12 protein-coding genes and 2 other RNA genes are annotated in these 15,932 nt (G+C 67.2%); 7 read left to right on the top strand and 7 right to left on the bottom strand.

From position 1 onward, the window contains the following. Positions 1-100: 100 nt before the first annotated feature. Entirely contained in the window at positions 101-1,084 is a 984-nt protein-coding gene (locus tag QRM89_RS02650) for an SDR family oxidoreductase (RefSeq protein ID WP_285447221.1), read from the bottom strand. Between the two features lie 174 nt (positions 1,085-1,258). On the opposite strand from QRM89_RS02650, the gene QRM89_RS02655 reads away from it, so the two are divergent. The 3 genes from QRM89_RS02655 (at position 1,259) to QRM89_RS02665 (ending at position 4,075) form a co-directional block, all read left to right on the top strand. Beyond that, the gene (locus tag QRM89_RS02655) at positions 1,259-1,894 is read left to right on the top strand and encodes an alpha-ketoglutarate-dependent dioxygenase AlkB (protein ID WP_285447222.1); all 636 of its coding nucleotides are present in this window, start codon (positions 1,259-1,261) and stop codon (positions 1,892-1,894) included. 172 nt (positions 1,895-2,066) lie between these two features. After that, complete coding sequence (locus QRM89_RS02660; RefSeq protein ID WP_011269944.1) at positions 2,067-3,776, top strand: FAD-dependent oxidoreductase; 1,710 nt, start codon at positions 2,067-2,069, stop codon at positions 3,774-3,776. Beyond that, entirely contained in the window at positions 3,773-4,075 is a 303-nt protein-coding gene (locus QRM89_RS02665) for a UBP-type zinc finger domain-containing protein (protein WP_115529973.1), read from the top strand. Before QRM89_RS02660 ends, QRM89_RS02665 begins: the two co-directional genes overlap by 4 nt. A gap of 263 nt (positions 4,076-4,338) precedes the next feature. Here QRM89_RS02665 and QRM89_RS02670 read toward each other — a convergent pair whose 3' ends face one another. Next, positions 4,339-5,085 (bottom strand): EAL domain-containing protein, encoded by a 747-nt coding sequence (locus QRM89_RS02670; RefSeq protein WP_076039390.1) that lies wholly within the window; start codon positions 5,083-5,085, stop codon positions 4,339-4,341. A gap of 141 nt (positions 5,086-5,226) precedes the next feature. On the opposite strand from QRM89_RS02670, the gene QRM89_RS02675 reads away from it, so the two are divergent. Beyond that, positions 5,227-5,865, top strand: coding sequence for an HD domain-containing protein (locus QRM89_RS02675; RefSeq protein ID WP_050911904.1), 639 nt, complete (start codon positions 5,227-5,229; stop codon positions 5,863-5,865). Positions 5,866-5,968: 103 nt separating this feature from the next. Further along, positions 5,969-8,518 (top strand): excinuclease ABC subunit UvrA, encoded by a 2,550-nt coding sequence (locus QRM89_RS02680; RefSeq protein ID WP_285447223.1) that lies wholly within the window; start codon positions 5,969-5,971, stop codon positions 8,516-8,518. A 136-nt stretch (positions 8,519-8,654) separates the two neighbouring features. Here the strand turns inward: QRM89_RS02680 and QRM89_RS02685 are convergent, their stop codons facing one another. After that, positions 8,655-10,940 carry a glycoside hydrolase family 3 N-terminal domain-containing protein gene (locus tag QRM89_RS02685; RefSeq protein WP_285447224.1) on the bottom strand — a complete coding sequence of 762 codons (2,286 nt, stop codon included), beginning with the start codon at positions 10,938-10,940 and terminating at the stop codon, positions 8,655-8,657. Between the two features lie 167 nt (positions 10,941-11,107). After that, positions 11,108-12,181, bottom strand: a complete 1,074-nt coding sequence (locus QRM89_RS02690; protein WP_285447225.1) for an NAD(P)-dependent alcohol dehydrogenase — start codon at positions 12,179-12,181, stop codon at positions 11,108-11,110. Positions 12,182-12,265: 84 nt separating this feature from the next. Here QRM89_RS02690 and QRM89_RS02695 point away from each other — a divergent pair, with 84 nt between their 5' ends. Together QRM89_RS02695 and QRM89_RS02700 are read left to right on the top strand one after the other, a co-directional pair. Beyond that, positions 12,266-12,907 (top strand): TetR/AcrR family transcriptional regulator, encoded by a 642-nt coding sequence (locus QRM89_RS02695; protein WP_285447226.1) that lies wholly within the window; start codon positions 12,266-12,268, stop codon positions 12,905-12,907. Positions 12,908-13,043: 136 nt separating this feature from the next. Then, positions 13,044-13,541, top strand: coding sequence for a YetF domain-containing protein (locus QRM89_RS02700; protein ID WP_103701066.1), 498 nt, complete (start codon positions 13,044-13,046; stop codon positions 13,539-13,541). 274 nt (positions 13,542-13,815) lie between these two features. Here QRM89_RS02700 and QRM89_RS02705 read toward each other — a convergent pair. The 3 genes from QRM89_RS02705 to QRM89_RS02715 form a co-directional block, all read right to left on the bottom strand. Then, positions 13,816-13,890: non-coding RNA, sX9 sRNA (locus tag QRM89_RS02705), on the bottom strand. Positions 13,891-14,001: 111 nt separating this feature from the next. Next, a complete protein-coding gene (locus QRM89_RS02710; protein ID WP_164496934.1) occupies positions 14,002-14,880 on the bottom strand; it encodes an SDR family oxidoreductase in 879 nt (292 codons plus the stop codon). Between the two features lie 733 nt (positions 14,881-15,613). Continuing rightward, positions 15,614-15,688: non-coding RNA, sX9 sRNA (locus tag QRM89_RS02715), on the bottom strand. Between the last annotated feature and the right edge of the window lie 244 nt (positions 15,689-15,932).

A 15,932-nucleotide genomic window follows, 5' to 3' on the forward strand; every position in this document is an offset into this window, starting at 1 on the left:
GCCCTTCAGTGGATCGACGTCGCCGCACAACGCCGTGCATGCTGCCGCGCTTGTGTCCGCCACTGCGCACCTGCACGCCCGCTGTCCACGTGGACGTGCATCAACGCGCGCGCTTCGCGGCCAGCACCGCCACGGTTGCCAGCGCTGCCACTGCCGCGCCGATGACCAAGGTGTTGCGCCCTGCACGTGCGCGCACGGCCGGGCGACGGCGGAAACCGCCATCGATACCGCCGGCGATGGCAGGTGGGCCAAACACATTGCCGCTGGAGCGGCCCACGCGCGGTGCTTGCGCGAAGTAACGCTGAAAGAACCGGCTCATCGTACGTGCGAACAGATTGGGTGCCAACGCATGGCCAACCCGCATGGCCTGCACGGCCGGGCCGATCACCACGGTATTGCGCGGGCGATCGAGCAGCCGCACCACCGCCTGCGCCACGGTGCGCGTGTCCAGCATCATCGGCGGGCCGGTGACGCGGCGGCCCATGTAGTTGGCACCGTGCGACAGCCCCGGCGTGTCGACAAAGTACGGGTACACATCGCAGACATGCACCTTGGGGTGATCGATCAATTCGGCGCGTAATGCTTCGGAAAACCCGCGCTGGCCGAACTTGCTGGCGCTGTAGGCGGCGGCGTAGGGCGTGGCGGCAAATCCGCCCAGCGAGATCATGTTGACGAACACGCCATGGCCTTGTTCGACAAAGATGGGAATGGCGGCATGCGCATCGTGCATGCGCCCGATCAGGTTGGCCTGCACCACCGCCGTGCTCGCTTCGATGGGCACCTCGTGGAAGGTGCCCACCGCACCCACGCCGACATTGCCGAACCACAGATCGATGCGGCCCAGAAAACTGCGCGCGCTGGTGGCCAGCGCCTGCACCTGATCGGCCTGTTTGACGTCGGTGGGCACCACCAGCACCTCGGCGCCGTGTGCACGGCAGCGCTCGGCGACATGTTGCAGTGCCTCTTCGCCACGCGCTGCCAGCACCAGACTCGCGCCGCGTTCGGCAAACGCTTCGGCGGTGGCCTGGCCGATGCCGCTGGACGCGCCGGAAATCACCACGTGGGCAGGATGTGTGCGATGCATGCGGAGGCTCCTGGGTCTTAGAAGCGTCCATGCTTGATGCTGGCCTGTGAATGGCACGCGGCCATTTGCGTACCGCTGCGTGAAGCCAACCGGCACCGCACCCGTGGCAAAAGTTGTGCGACGTCATCAGCATCCAGTGCTGAAAATCACCGCCGCCATCCCCATCTGAGCGCTATGGATTTGTTCGATACACCGCTCGCGCCGCTGCAGGTGCTGGACGATGCCGAAGGCGGTGTGCGCTATTGGCCGCAGCTACTGATGCCCGCCGTGGCGCAGGCCGCATTCGCGGCATTGCGCGACGGCGCGGACTGGCAGCGCCACCAGCGCACGATGTACGACCGCGTGGTGGATGTGCCGCGCCTGCTGGCTTCGTACCGCCTGGATGCGCCACTGCCGCCGGGCCTGCCGCTGCAGGCCTTGCTGGCCGCGGTGCAGGCTCAGCTGCCGGCACCGTACAACGCAGTGGGCTTGAACCTGTACCGCGACGGCCGCGACAGCGTGGCCATGCACCACGACAAGCTGCACACGCTGCTGGCACCGCACCCGATTGCGTTGCTGTCGCTGGGCACGCCGCGGCGGATGCAACTGCGGGCCAAGCAGGGTGACACGCGCGCGATCGCGTTGGAGCTGGCGCCCGGCAGCTTGTTGGCGATGAGCCATGCCTCGCAGCTGACGCATGAGCACGGTATTCCCAAGACCACGCGCGCGCTCGGCGAGCGCATCAGCGTGGTGTTCCGGGTGCGCCCGCCCGCGCGCATGGCCGCCGGTCAGCACGGGCCGCACTGGGAAGCACCCACGCAAACGGACTGAACACGTACGCGGCACGTGCGTGCATACCTCGCAAGGCACTGCGCAGCGGCCGCGAACACCGCGCAGTTGCACTGGCTGCCTGCGCCCGCACGCTGCCTATTTCGGGTGATTGCCATCGCCATCACGTCTGGCCATGCTTGCATGCACTTCCCCCACCCGATACCGCCGCTCCATGAGCCTGGCTGACACCCGTCACCATCAGATGTTTCCCGAGCTGGATACGGCGCAACTTGCCATCACCCGGCGCTTTGCCAGCGGCCCGCCGCGGCGCTTCGACGCCGGCGAGATGGTGTTCGACGTGGGCGATGCGCACGCGCCGGTCTGGGTGGTGCTGGAAGGCGCCATCGAGGTGGTGCGTCGCGATGGTCTGGGCAACGAAAAACCCATCACCTTGCATACGCCGGGGCAGTTCACCGGCGAAGTGAGCCAGCTGGCCGGGCGCGCGTCGCTCGCCGCCGGGCGCGCGGGCGAGCACGGCTGCCTGGCGTTGCCGTTCGACACCGCGCATCTGCGCGCGCTGATGATCAGCTCGGCCGAAGTGGGCGAGGTGGTGATGCGCGCGCTGATCCTGCGCCGCGTGGGGCTGATCGAAGGCGATGCCTCCGGCTCGGTGCTGATCGGCGAACCCGACGACCCGCACCTGACCCGGCTGCAGGGCTTTCTCACCCGCAACGGCTATCCCAACACGGTGATGGATGTGTCCGACGAGGACGGCCGCGCGCTGGTGGAGCGGCTGGGCATCCAGGAACAGGACCTGCCGGTGATGGTGTGCCCCAGCGGGCGCGTGCTGCGCCAGCCCAGCGATGCCGAAGCCGCGCATTGCCTGGGCATGACGCCCGACATCGACCCGGATCACCGCTACGACGTGGCGATTGTCGGCGCCGGCCCGGCGGGCCTGGCCACCGCGGTGTATGCCGCCTCCGAAGGCCTGTCGGTGATCGTGCTGGACCAGCGCGCCATTGGCGGGCAGGCCGGCGCGTCGGCACGGATCGAAAATTACCTGGGCTTTCCCACCGGTATTTCAGGCCAGGCGCTGGCCGGGCGCGCCTACAACCAGGCGCTCAAATTCGGTGCAGAGCTGGCCATTCCGCTGGAAGCGGCCACGCTGGAATGCGGGCGCGAAGACGGGGCGTTGCGGCTGGATCTGGCCGATGGCAAACAGCTGCAGGCCAGCACGGTGGTGATCGCCTCCGGCGCACGTTACCGGCGGCCGCAGATCGACCAGCTGGACCGCTTCGAAGGCCACGGCGTCTCGTACTGGGCCTCGCCGGTGGAAGCACGCCTGTGCGAGGGCGGCGTGGTGGCGCTGGTCGGTGGCGGCAATTCCGCCGGGCAGGCAGTGGCGTTCCTGGCGCCGCGGGTGAAGGAACTGCACTTGATCATCCGTGGCGAGGGCCTGGAAGCGTCGATGTCGCAATACCTGATCGAACGCATCGCCGCGCTGCCCAACGTGACGTTGCACACCGGCACCGAAGTGGCCGCGCTGGAAGGCGACCCGGAGCGCGGTCTGCAGGCAGCGGTGCTGCGCACGCGTGCCGATGGCCAGACCCAACGGCTGGAGCTGCGCCACCTGTTCCTGTTCGTGGGCGCCGACCCCAACACCGGGTGGCTACAGCAATGCGTGGAGACCGATGCGCATGGCTTCGTGGTCACCGGCAGCGTGCGCGCCGAAGGCTTGCCACCGTGCCTGCCGCTGGAGACCAACCGCCGTGGCGTGTTCGCCATTGGCGATGTGCGCGCCGGTTCGGTCAAGCGCGTGGCCGCCGCCGTGGGCGAGGGTGCCGCGGTGGTCGCGCAGATCCATCAGTTCTTGGCACACCAGGCCACGCCGGTGGCCGTCTCCGAACTTGCCAACGCCACGCAGGAGTCCGCGACCTCATGAGCCAGTGCACGCACCTCAGCCACATCCACCACGTCACCCCCAGCGCACGCGGCTGCGAAGAGTGCCTGGCCAGCGGCAGTGTGTGGGTGCATCTGCGCCTGTGCCGCGAGTGCGGGCACGTGGGCTGCTGCGACGATTCGCCCAATCGCCACGCCAGCGCGCACTTCCACACCACCGGCCACCCCATCATCGAAGGCTACGACCCACCGGAAGGCTGGGGCTGGTGCTACGAGGATGAGCTGGAAGTGGAGTTGCCCGAGCAAACGCCACAGCTGGGGCCGATTCCGCGGTATGTGTGAGCGGCGCGTTGCGCCGCTGGGAATGGGGAATCGGGAGTGGGGAATCGGAAGGGCGTGGCTTGCGGTGGGGTATCTCCGCGTTTCACTGCTCCGTGCTGACGGAGTCACGCTGATTGCGCCGCGTCTTCTCTCTGCGGGTACGTGCGGCTTCTCTAGCCGCATTAACTGACACGCTGCGCGCACGCAGTCACGCATCGATGATCGTGGGCCGCCCGAGTGACTCATGCGCCGCATGCGCAGGTCGCGTCACCCGCGCTTGCACCTCAGTCCGGCCAATGCACCGGGGGCAGGGCGCGCAGTTGCGGGCGGGCGAACAAATAGCCTTGCTGCAGGTGGATGCCTAAGTCGCGCAGGGTGCGGTATTCGTCGGCTTCTTCGATGCCTTCGGCGATGACGGCGATGCCGAGTTCTTCGCACATGCGGGTGACGTGCCGCACGATCGCCTGGCGGCTGCGGTCGGTGTGGATGCCGCGGACCAGGGCGATGTCGAGCTTGAGCAGGTCTGGCTGGAAATCGGCCAGCAGGCCGAGCCCGGCATAGCCCGCACCGAAATCGTCGATGGCGGTCTTCAGGCCGCGTGCCTGGTAGGCGCGCAGGATGCCGAGCAGATGCGCCGGGTCGGCCATGTGCTCCTGCTCGCTCACCTCGAAAATGATGCTGTGCAGCGGCCACTGATAGTGCTCGGTGGCCTCCAGCGTGGCGCGCAGGCAGTGCTCGGGGTTGTACACCGCGTTGGGCATGAAGTTGATCGACAGCAGCGCCGGCAACGCAATTGCCGCGGCGCATTCGATCGCCTTGATCCGGCAGGCTTGGTCGAACGCGTAGCGGTTGCGCTCGTCCACCGCGCCGAGAATGCTCGCGGCCGAGGCGCCGTCGACGCCGCGCACCAGCGCTTCGCCGGCGTAGATGCGGCGCGTGGCCACATCGACAATGGGTTGAAAGGCCATCGTGATGGCGGTGGGAAAGTCCTGGCCATCGCGGCAGGCGCGGCAAACGGGGAGAGTAGGCATCGGCGAGCAATCGTGCAGTGACAGACAACCCTAGTCCTATCGGCCGCACGGCGGTGTCTTTGAGGGACGATGTTGCAGGCCATCACCACCGCTGCCGTCGCGCTCGGCGATACTGCCGCCATCTTCAGGATTGGACGCCCCATGACCGCGCTCACCGAACGTTATGCCCAAGCCGTGGATTACGCCCGCATTGCCCACGCCGGGCAGCTGCGCAAGGGCACGCAGATCCCGTACCTGAGCCATTTACTTGGCGTGTCCACGCTGGTGCTGGAATGCGGCGGTGACGAGGACCAGGCCATCGCCGGCCTGCTGCACGATGTGGTGGAAGACTGCGGCGGCGGCCATGAGGGCTCGATTCGCGCGCAGTTCGGCGATGCGGTGGCCGATATCGTGATGGCCTGCACCGACGCCACCGCCGAGGACAAGGCCGACGTGGACAACACCGCCAGCGCCCGCAAGCGCGACTGGCGCGAGCGCAAGCAGTCCTACCTGGCGCATCTGCGCAAGACGCCCGAGCGCGCATTGCTGGTGTCCGGCTGCGACAAGCTCTACAACGCCCGTACCATCGTGCAGGACCTTGAAAACCCCGACGTGGGCCAGGACATCTTCAACGTGTTCACCGCCGGGCGCGATGGCACGCTGTGGTACTACGCTGCGCTGGAAGAGATCTTCCGCACCCGCGAGGCGGCCACCGCGCGCCTGTTCAGCGGCGTGGTGGCGCGCATGCAGGCATTGGCCGACAGCTCCATCGACACCGTGCCTGCGCACGCGGTGGCCTGACCGGCGCAGCGGTGCAATCACGATGGATCGGGCACAAGCGCTGACGCGCGCTGCATGTGTGGCGCGCTAGGCTGGCGCACTGTCCAGTTGTCGGTTTGGTGTCATGTCCAGCTCAGCGTCTTCTCCTGTCCCCGGCCTGGTGCGCGTGCGTGGTGCGCGCGAGCACAACCTCAAGAACGTGGACGTGGATATCCCGCGCGATGCGCTGGTGGTGTTTACCGGCGTGTCCGGCTCGGGCAAGTCGTCGCTGGCCTTCGGCACCCTGTTTGCCGAAGCGCAGCGGCGCTATCTGGATTCGATCTCGCCGTATGCGCGGCGCCTGATCGACCAGGTGGGCGTGCCCGAGGTGGATGCCATCGACGGCCTGCCGCCGGCGGTGGCACTGCAGCAAGCGCGCGGCGCGCCGAGTGCGCGCTCCTCGGTGGGCAGCGTGACCACCATCTCCAACTCGCTGCGCATGCTGTATTCGCGCGCCGGCCAGTACCCGCCGGGGCAGGAGATCATCTATGCGGATGGGTTTTCGCCGAACACGCCGGCCGGTGCCTGCCCCACCTGCCACGGCCTGGGGCGTATCTACGACGCCACCGAGGCCAGCATGGTGCCGGACCGCAGCCTGAGCATCCGCGAGCGCGCGGTGGCCGCCTGGCCGGGTGCGTGGCATGGGCAGAACCAGCGCGACATCCTGACCACGCTCGGGATTGATGTGGACGTGCCATGGGCCAAGTTGCCGAAGAAAACGCGCGACTGGATTCTCTACACCGACGAGCAGCCGGTGGCGCCGGTGTACGCCGGCTACGACCTGGACGAGGTCAGGCGCGCGCTCAAGCGCAAGGAAGAACCCAGCTACATGGGCACCTTCACCAGTGCGCGGCGCTACGTGCTGCACACCTTTGCCAGCACGCAGAGCGCGCAGATGAAAAAGCGCGTGGCGCAGTATCTGATCAGCACGCAGTGCCCGCAGTGCGATGGCAAGCGGCTGCGCCGCGAGGCGTTGTCGGTGACCTTTGCCGGGCTGGATATCGGCGCGTTGTCGCAGCGCCCGCTGGATGAGGTGGCCGAGCTGCTGCGCCCTGCCGCCGAAGCCACACCCGCCACGCAGGCCGCGCAGGGCAAACGTAAGCGCGGGGCCGCAGCCGAACATCCCGAACAGGTAATCGCCGCGCAACGTATCGCCGAAGACCTGCGCGCGCGCATCGCGGTGGTGCAGGCGCTGGGCCTGGGGTATCTCACCTTGGAGCGCAGCACGCCCACGCTGTCGCCGGGCGAGTTGCAGCGCCTGCGCCTGGCCACGCAGATCCGTTCGCAATTGTTCGGCGTGGTGTACGTGATGGACGAACCCTCGGCCGGCCTGCATCCGGCCGATGCGCAGGCCTTGCTCGGCGCACTGGATCAGCTCAAGGCGGCGGGTAATTCGGTATTCGTGGTGGAACACGAGGTGGATGTGATCCGTCATGCGGACTGGATCGTGGACGTGGGCCCGGCCGCCGGCGTGCATGGCGGGCAGGTGCTTTACAGCGGCCCGCCAGACGGATTGGCGCAGGTGCAGGCGTCTTCCACGCGGCGCTATTTGTTCGGCACGCCGCCACCGGTGCACAGCCACGCACGCACGCCCACCGCCTGGCTGCAGCTGCGCCGCATCACCCGCAATAACGTGCAGGCGCTGGATGTGGACCTGCCGCTGGGCGTGTTCACCACCGTGACCGGTGTGTCCGGCTCCGGCAAATCATCGCTGGTGAGCCAGGCGCTGGTGGAATTGCTGGCTGCGCACCTGGGCCAGCCGCACGCCGATGACGACGACGCGCTGGACCCACTCGAGCGCGATGCGCAGATTCCGTTGGGCGGCGCGATCGTGGCCGGGCTGGAGCATGTGCGCCGGCTGGTGCGCGTGGACCAGAAGCCGATTGGCCGCACACCGCGCTCCAACCTGGCCACCTACACCGGCCTGTTCGATCCGGTGCGCAAATTGTTTGCCGCCACGCCCGCAGCACGTCGCCGTCGGTACGACCCGGGGCAGTTTTCGTTCAACGTGGCCAAGGGGCGCTGCGCCACCTGCGAGGGCGAGGGCTCGGTGTACGTGGAACTGCTGTTCATGCCGAGTGTCTATGCGCCGTGCCCCACCTGCCACGGTGCGCGCTACAACGCCAAGACCCTGGAAATCACGCTGCGCGAGCACACCATCGCGCAGGTGCTGGCGATGACGGTGGACCAGGCCGCTGCGTTCTTCGCAGATGATGCGAGCGTGTTGCGGCCGCTGCAGGTGTTGCGCGAAGTGGGGCTGGGTTATCTGCGCCTGGGCCAGCCGGCCACCGAGTTGTCCGGTGGTGAGGCGCAGCGCATCAAGCTGGCGACCGAGTTGCAACGTGCGCAGCGCCGCGACACCGTCTATGTGCTGGACGAACCCACCACCGGGCTGCATCCGGCCGATGTGGACACCTTGATGCTGCAGTTGCAGGGCCTGGTGGATGCGGGCAATACGGTGATCGTGGTGGAGCACGACATGCGCGTGGCTGCCAGCAGCGATTGGGTGCTGGACATGGGCCCGGGCGCCGGCGGCAACGGCGGCAACGTGGTGGTGGCCGGCACACCGGCGCAGGTGGCGGCGCATCGCGGCAGCCGCACCGCGCCATTCCTGGCCGAGGTATTGAAGGGGTGACTGCAGGCGTTGCGAGGATTACTGATGCGCGTGGTGCCGTGCATCAGGGCGCGCAGTGCCCGGTTGCACGGCGCAGTTTTTGAGCTTTGGGACTAGCCGATAGAACAGGGCGCGGCACGCGCAATCGCACGCCACCTCACGCCAGCAGTTCAAAGCTCGCCGTGACGCCTGCCGCTTCGGCAGAGGGCGCCAGCCAGAGATCGAACATGCCGGGCTCCACCGTTGGCGTCATCGCCTGGCCAATGAACCGCAAATCGTCCCGGCGCAGTACGAACTCCACCGGCGTGCTGCCACCGGCAGGCACGGCAACCTTGCGGAAGTCCTTCAGCTCGCGCACCGGCCGGGTCACGCTGGCCACGCGGTCGCGCACATACAGCTGCACCACTTCTTCCGCATCGCGGCCGCCGCGGTTGTGGATGCGCGCGCTGATGCGCAGGCTGCCGTTGGCGGCAAGGCGTGCATCGCTCAGCGCCAATGCGCTGTACTCGATGCGGCCATAGGTGAGCCCGTGGCCGAAAGCGAACAGCGCGCTGTTGGGCGCAGTACGGTAGTGGGTGGTGTACGGCTCCAGGACATCCGGCTGCGGGTTGGGGCGGCCGGTAGGCGGGTGGGCATAGGTGTAGGGCAGCTGCCCGGGCGCATGCGGGAAACTCACCGGCAACCGGCCAGAGGGTGCCTGTGTGCCCAACAGGATGTCGGCCATGGCCACGCCCGCCGCCGAGCCCAGGAACCAAGTGACCAGGATCGCCGGGCAGGCGAGTAGCGCGCCTTCCAGCGCAAGCGCGCGACCGGTGCTCAACACCACCACGACCGGCGTGCCGGTGGCGACCACTGCGGCCACCAGTTGCTGCTGCGCCTCGGGGATGCTGATCTCGCTGCGTGATTGCGCCTCGCCCGAATACGTCATCGGTTCACCGATCGCCAGCACCGCTACATCGGCGCGACTGGCGGCCGCCACCGCGGCTTGCACACCGCCTTGCACTGCCTGGTCGAAGTCGCAGCCGTCCACCACCTGCAGCGCCTGCGGATCCTGCAACGCAGCGGCCAGTGCGGCGGCCAGCGTGTTGCCCTTGTCCTCTTCGTCGAACAGGCTCCACGGCCCGGCGTGATTGATCCAGTCGCGCGCCATGGGCCCGATCAGCGCAATGCGCTGGCCGCTGCGCTGCAACGGCAGCAGCGCGCCATCGTTCTTCAGCAGCACCACCGATTTGCAGGCGGCTTCGTGCGCCAGTGCCAGGGTGTCGCTGCGGCGTTGCCGTGATTGCGCACCGGCGGCGCCAAGCCGGCGGAACGGATCGTCGAACAACCCCAACGCCGCCTTGAATGCCAGCACCCGGCGCACCGAGGCATCCAGCCGCGCCATTGGCACATCGCCTGCGGCCACCAGTGCCGGCAGGTGCTGCAGATACAGGCCGCTTTCCATGCTGATGTCCACCCCGGCCAGAAAGGCCAGCCGGGCCGCGTCGCGCGCATCGGTCGCAACGCCGTGCGCGATCAGTTCCTCGTCGGCCTGGAAGTCGGACACCACCAGGCCGGGGTAGTCCCACTCCCGGCGCAGCAGCGTGTCCAGTAGCCATGCATTGGCGGTGGCCGGAATGCCGGACAGTTCGTTGAAGGCGGCCATGGTGGTGACCGCGCCGGCAGCGAACGCGGCCTGGAACGGCGGGAAATACACCTCGCGCAGCGTGCGTTCGGAGACGTCCACGCGGTTGTAATCCAGCCCGCCCTCGGCCGCGCCGTACGCGGCGAAGTGTTTCGGGCAGGCCGCCATCGCCTCGGCATGCGCCAGCCCCGCATCGCCCTGGAAGCCGCGCACGCGCGCCTGCGCAAACTGCCGCGCCAGCAGCACGTCTTCGCCCGCGCCTTCCACACCACGGCCCCAACGCGCATCGCGGGCGATATCCACCATGGGCGCAAAGGTCCAGTCGATGCCCACAGCGGTGGCCTCCATGGCGGCGGCACGCGCGGTGCGCCGTGCCAGCTCCGGCTCGAAGCTGGCCGCTTCGGCCAGCGGCACCGGAAACACGGTGGTATAGCCGTGGATCACGTCGGCGGCGAACAATAGCGGAATCCGCAACCGGCTTTGCATGGCCGCCTGCTGCAGTTGGCGATGCCAGCGCACGTTGGAGCCGTTGAACACACCGGTCAGCCGCCCGGCCCGGGCCGCGGCCAGTTGCGCGCTGCCATCGGCAGTGCGGTCCAGCGGGTTGGCGACGACCGCCTTGCTGTCTTGCCGCGCCGAGCTAAACAGGCTGAGCTGGCCGGCTTTCTCCTCCACGCTCATGCGGGCAATCAATGCATCGATAAAGCCAGGCGCGCGGGACGGAGACGCGGGCACTGCCCAGCCAGCGGGAATGCGCGCGAGCAGGGCCAGGCTGGCGGCGCCTTGCAGGAGCTGACGTCGAGTGGTGCGTGCGGGCATGGAGGCGGTGTTCGGCGGTGTCAGCCCACGCTACAGGATCGCCAAGCCCGGGCGCACGTGCCGCGTTCGCATTTGCACCGTGGGCTTCGGGCCATCCGCACATTCGTTTTTTGCTGGCTGTGGTCTTGCGGGGGCGCGCGCCGTGAACTGCGCGCGCGCCACACGCGTTACAAGGCCGATGCCGCCATATCCACCACGAAGCGATAATGCACATCGTTTTTCTGCAGGCGGGCGAAGGCGTCGTTGACGTCCTGCATGCGGATCACTTCCACGTCGGCCACGATGCCGTGCTGCTGGCAGAACGCCAGCATGGTGGCGGTGTCGGCCGTGCCGCCGGTGCCGGAGCTGGTGATCTTGCGCCGGCCCATCGCCAGCATGACCGGGCGGAAATCCAGTTGGTCGGGCAGGCCCAGCGCGCACAGCGTGCCATCCAGGTTCAGCGCCTTGAGCATGTCGTCCATCGGGTAGCGTTGCGAGACGGTGTCCAGGATGAAATCGAAGCGGAAGGCCTGCGCCTGCATTTGCGCCGCGTCGGTGGAAAGCACCACTTCGTGCGCGCCCAGGCGCTGCGCTTCGGCGGCCTTCTTCGGCGAGGTGGTGAACGCCACCACATGCGCGCCCATCGCGCGGGCGAACTTGATGCCGAGATGGCCCAGGCCGCCGATGCCCACCACGCCCACCGTGTGGCCGGGGCCGATGCGGTAGTGGTGCAGCGGCGAGAACGTAGTGATGCCTGCGCACAGCAGCGGTGCTGCCGCGGCCGGGTCCAGGCCGTCGGGCAACGGGTACACAAAGCGCGCATCGGACACGTAGTGCTCCGAGTAGCCGCCGCGGGTACGGCTGCCATCGACGCGGTCCACGCCATCGAAGGTCAGGGTGGGGAACTCGCGGCAGTACACCTCCATGTGCGCTTCGCAGGGTGGGCATTGCCGGCACGAATCGACGATGGTGCCGATCATCACCTGCTGCCCGATCGAGAAGCCGGTGACCTCGGCCCCCAGCTCGATCACCTCACCGACGATTTCGTGGCCCGGCACCAGCGGGTATTCGCTGGCCCAGTGATTGACCGAGTGCAGATCTGAATGGCACACGCCGCAGTACTGCACCTTGACGGCGATGTCGTTGGGCCGCACGGCGCGGCGTTCGAACTGCCACGGCACCATTGCGCCTTCTTTTTCGAGGGCGGCATAGGCACGCGTGGTGCGGGGCGTAGGAGCGAGGGTGTCGGCAGTGGAGGTCATGGCGGGCTGGGTGCTTTACAATCTGCGGAACGTGTAAGGTTTACCTATTTACAGATAATGTCAAGTGTAAAGTCATCCGCCCCCGTGCCTGCGCAGGCTGACGCCGCGTTGGACAGCAAGCAGGCGCGCATCATGGACGCGGCGCTGCAGCTGTTCCTGCGCCATGGCTACCGCAAGGTGAGCATGAGCGACATCGCCGAAGCGGCACAGATGTCACGGCCGTCGCTGTATGCCGCGTTCGCCAACAAGGAATCGGTCTTTGCCGCGCAGGTGCAGCGCCAGCGCATGCTGTGCGTTGCCGAGACCGAACGCCGCGTGCGCAGCGACCAGGACCTGCGCACGCAGCTGCAGCACCTGTTCGATATTTGGGTACTGGAGCCGGTGGCCGCGGTGATCGACTCGGCGAACGGCATCGATCTGATCAGTAATTGCGGCGTGTATGCGCCCGGTGCACTGGACGATCTCTACAGCCACATGGAAACAAAACTGGTGCAGGTGCTGCGCCCGCAGATGGGTGCCGACAGCGCGATGCCCGCGGCCGACCTGGCGTACATCCTGCGCCTGGCCACCACCAGCCTGAAGGCCTCAACCGATAACGCAGCGGTGCTGCGGCGCCTCATTGCCGGACTCATCACCATGGCGCTGGCCACGGCCGGTGTGCGTGCACCGCAAGCCCCAGCGACGCCACGGCGCCCGGCGCGCAAGAAGCCCGCCGCGCGCAGTTGAGTGCGGCTGCAGTTGTGTTCGCTGCCCCGCGTGCGCCGGTTGCAACGCGGCCGTTGGCGCAACCGCACAGCACGGTGTTTTCACCGCCCTGGCTCTAGCGTGCGTGCCTGATCGCAACAGCCATGGGCGCAGTGAGATGGACACCGAAACACGCGTGCGGTTCTACGAAATGATGCATCTGGGCATGCCGTGGTGGGAGTTCATCCTGCGCGCGGTGGCGGTGTACACGGTGGTGTTGCTGCTCACGCGCATCACCGGCAAGCGCGCGGTGGGCCAGTCCACGCCATTCGACGTGCTGGTGATCGTGCTGCTGGGTACCGCGGTGCAGAACTCATTGATTGGCGAAGACGTCTCGCTGTTGGGCGGGCTGATCCTGGCCGCCACATTGCTGCTGCTCAACTGGCTGGTAGGCGTGGCCACCGCACGCAGCCGCCGGCTGGATACCTGGGTGCAGGGCACCCCCGCCGTGCTTGCGCGCAACGGCGAAGTTTTCTGGAAGGAGCTGGTGCACCGCAACGTCAGCTACGCCGATTTTGAAGTGGCCAAGCGCAAGGCCGATTGCCGCGACGATGCCAACATCGAACTGGCGATCCTGGAGACCTCGGGCGAGATCAGTATCTTGAAGACGCGCTAGTTGCATGGGGTGATACAGGCCAGCGGCGCGTCGTTGATGTATGGCGTTGCGTGGTGTGCGCTGGTGATGTGCTGTTTTTGTGTGCTGGCAAACCGTGTTGATACTGAAGCGTCGTGAGCTTGGTGGTCTGGTCGCCGGATGCTCATCGCTATTGGGCCCCGTGTAACGCCACGTCGCGCTCAGGCGCGCTCCTACGAACTTTTTGCAGTCGCCGACTGGTCGCGTGCGTGCACGCACCAGCCACTCCGTGCGTCATGGCCTGCGGCTTTAGAGCGGTTAACAAAACGTAGCGAGCAGTCGCCAGGTGGGTGCGGACGGCGCGGAGGAACCGGAATGTACGGGGGGACATGCCGATTCCGAGCACAGGCCACGCCCGCCTGGCGGCTGCGCAGTCGTTTTGATCGCTGCTCTTAGCCATGCACCTGTACAAGGCGAGCGGTGCATGGCCGTGCAACCGACGTCAGCCCACGTTGCCGCGCCCGCCCACACTGCTGAAGATGCTGCCGGTGGTGAAGCTGGATTCCTGGGAGGCGAGTAGCACATAGATCGGCGCGATCTCTGCCGGTTGGCCTGGGCGGCCGGTCGGGCTGTCGCTGCCGAAGGTCTTGAGCTTGTCGGGGAACTGGCCGCCGCTGGGCTGCAGCGGGGTCCAGTACGGGCCGGGCGCAACTGCGTTGACGCGGATGCCCTTCGGCGCGAGCTGCTTGGCCAAGGCCTTGGTGAAGGTGACGATGCCGCCCTTCGTGATGCCGTAGTCGAGCAGGGCTTCGGGCGGGTCGTCGGCCACGATCGAGCTGGTGCTGATGATGGCCGCGCCTGGCTTGAGGTGCGGCACCGCCGCGCGCGTCACCCAGAACAGGGCGTACAGATTGGTCTTGAGGGTGTCGTCGAATTGCTGGTCGTCGATGTCCAGGATGGATTTCTGCGCGGTCTGGCGCGCGGCGTTGTTGACCAGGATGTCCAGCCCGCCCAGTTGCTGCACGGCGGTGTCCACCAGTTGCTTGCAGAACGCGCCGCTGCGCAGGTCGCCGGGAATGGCCACCGCCTTGCGGCCGGCGGCGCGAATCAGTGCGACGACTTCGCGCGCATCGGATTCTTCCTGCGGCAGATAGTTGATGGCGACATCGGCGCCCTCGCGTGCGTAGGCGATAGCCGCAGCGCGGCCGATGCCCGAGTCGCCACCGGTGATCAACGCCTTGCGTCCGGTGAGCCGGCCCGAACCGACGTAGCTGGTTTCGCCATGGTCCGGGCGCGGCACCATCTTGGAGGCCAACCCCGGCCACTCCTGTTGCGGGGTTGCGAACGGCGGCTGCGGATACTGCGTGCGCGGGTCCTGCATCGGTGGGCGGCTCGCACCGCCGGCAGCCGCGGTGCCCGTTTGTGCCGACGCACCTGCGGAGAGCAGCGCGCCGCCGCCAGCGGCAAGCCCGGTACCGAGCGCGCCAATGGCGCGGCGGCGGGCGGGGGAATGGGTGGGGTCGTCGTGATCGGTCATGGTGCGGCTCCGGGTGGGGGAACGAAGGCCGGTGCTGCGTTGCGGGTACGTCAGCTGCGTGCCGCAAGACGGCGCGATGGCTGCGGGAGCACACGGCATGGACCTATCTCACCGCGCGTGCCGGCAGCGATGTGTGAGCGTCAGGTGCCGTGGATGTGAAGCCGTGCGATCACGGCGGCTCCGCATGGCGGTGCAGTCACGTGGGCGCTGTGGCGCTTGGCAGTTGGGCCGAAGTAGACACACTGGAAGGTGCGCAGCGAAACATCGACATGGCCATACTTTGCTTCGCGTCAGGCGTAGCGCGGGAGTCGTGCAGATGCTGCGCTAGGCGGAGGGCGCGATTCTTTCTGCATAAGTGTTAAGTGCTCCGAACGATCCGCGAATTTAAAGCGAAGCCGTTCCGCGCGCCTATATTCATTTCGCAACTCGTATGCCCATAGCTTCCTTGCGCTCGCAATGCCAGCAGCCGCCGCATGAAAGAAACGGGGCCATCACCACGCATTGCCCGCCGAATCCTTCCGACGCAGGTGTCTGTAGCACCGAGGACAACTGCCCGGCGCGACCGCATGCTTAGAGCGGCTAACAAAACGTAGCGAGCAGTCGTCAGGTGGGTGCGGACGGCGCGGAGGAACCGGAATGTACGTGGGTACATGCCGATTCCGAGCACCGGCCGCGCCGTATGGCGGCTGCGCAGTGGTTTTGATAGCTGCTCTTAATGCGCGTGTGTGTAACAAATCGCTGGACTTTTTGACCTGCTGGCAGCCAGTCAACGTTTTGGGCGACATCGCTGCGCGAACGTAGCCCAACGTCTCTGGGCCTGTAAGCGGTGTGGTCTGATTCCCGAACAGAACGCTTTGTGCCTTGCTTTCGCGCGCCAGGATCGCAGTGTCTGTATA

The sequence above is a fragment of the Xanthomonas sp. LMC-A-07 genome, from assembly GCF_030208825.1.
GTDB lineage: Bacteria > Pseudomonadota > Gammaproteobacteria > Xanthomonadales > Xanthomonadaceae > Xanthomonas > Xanthomonas campestris.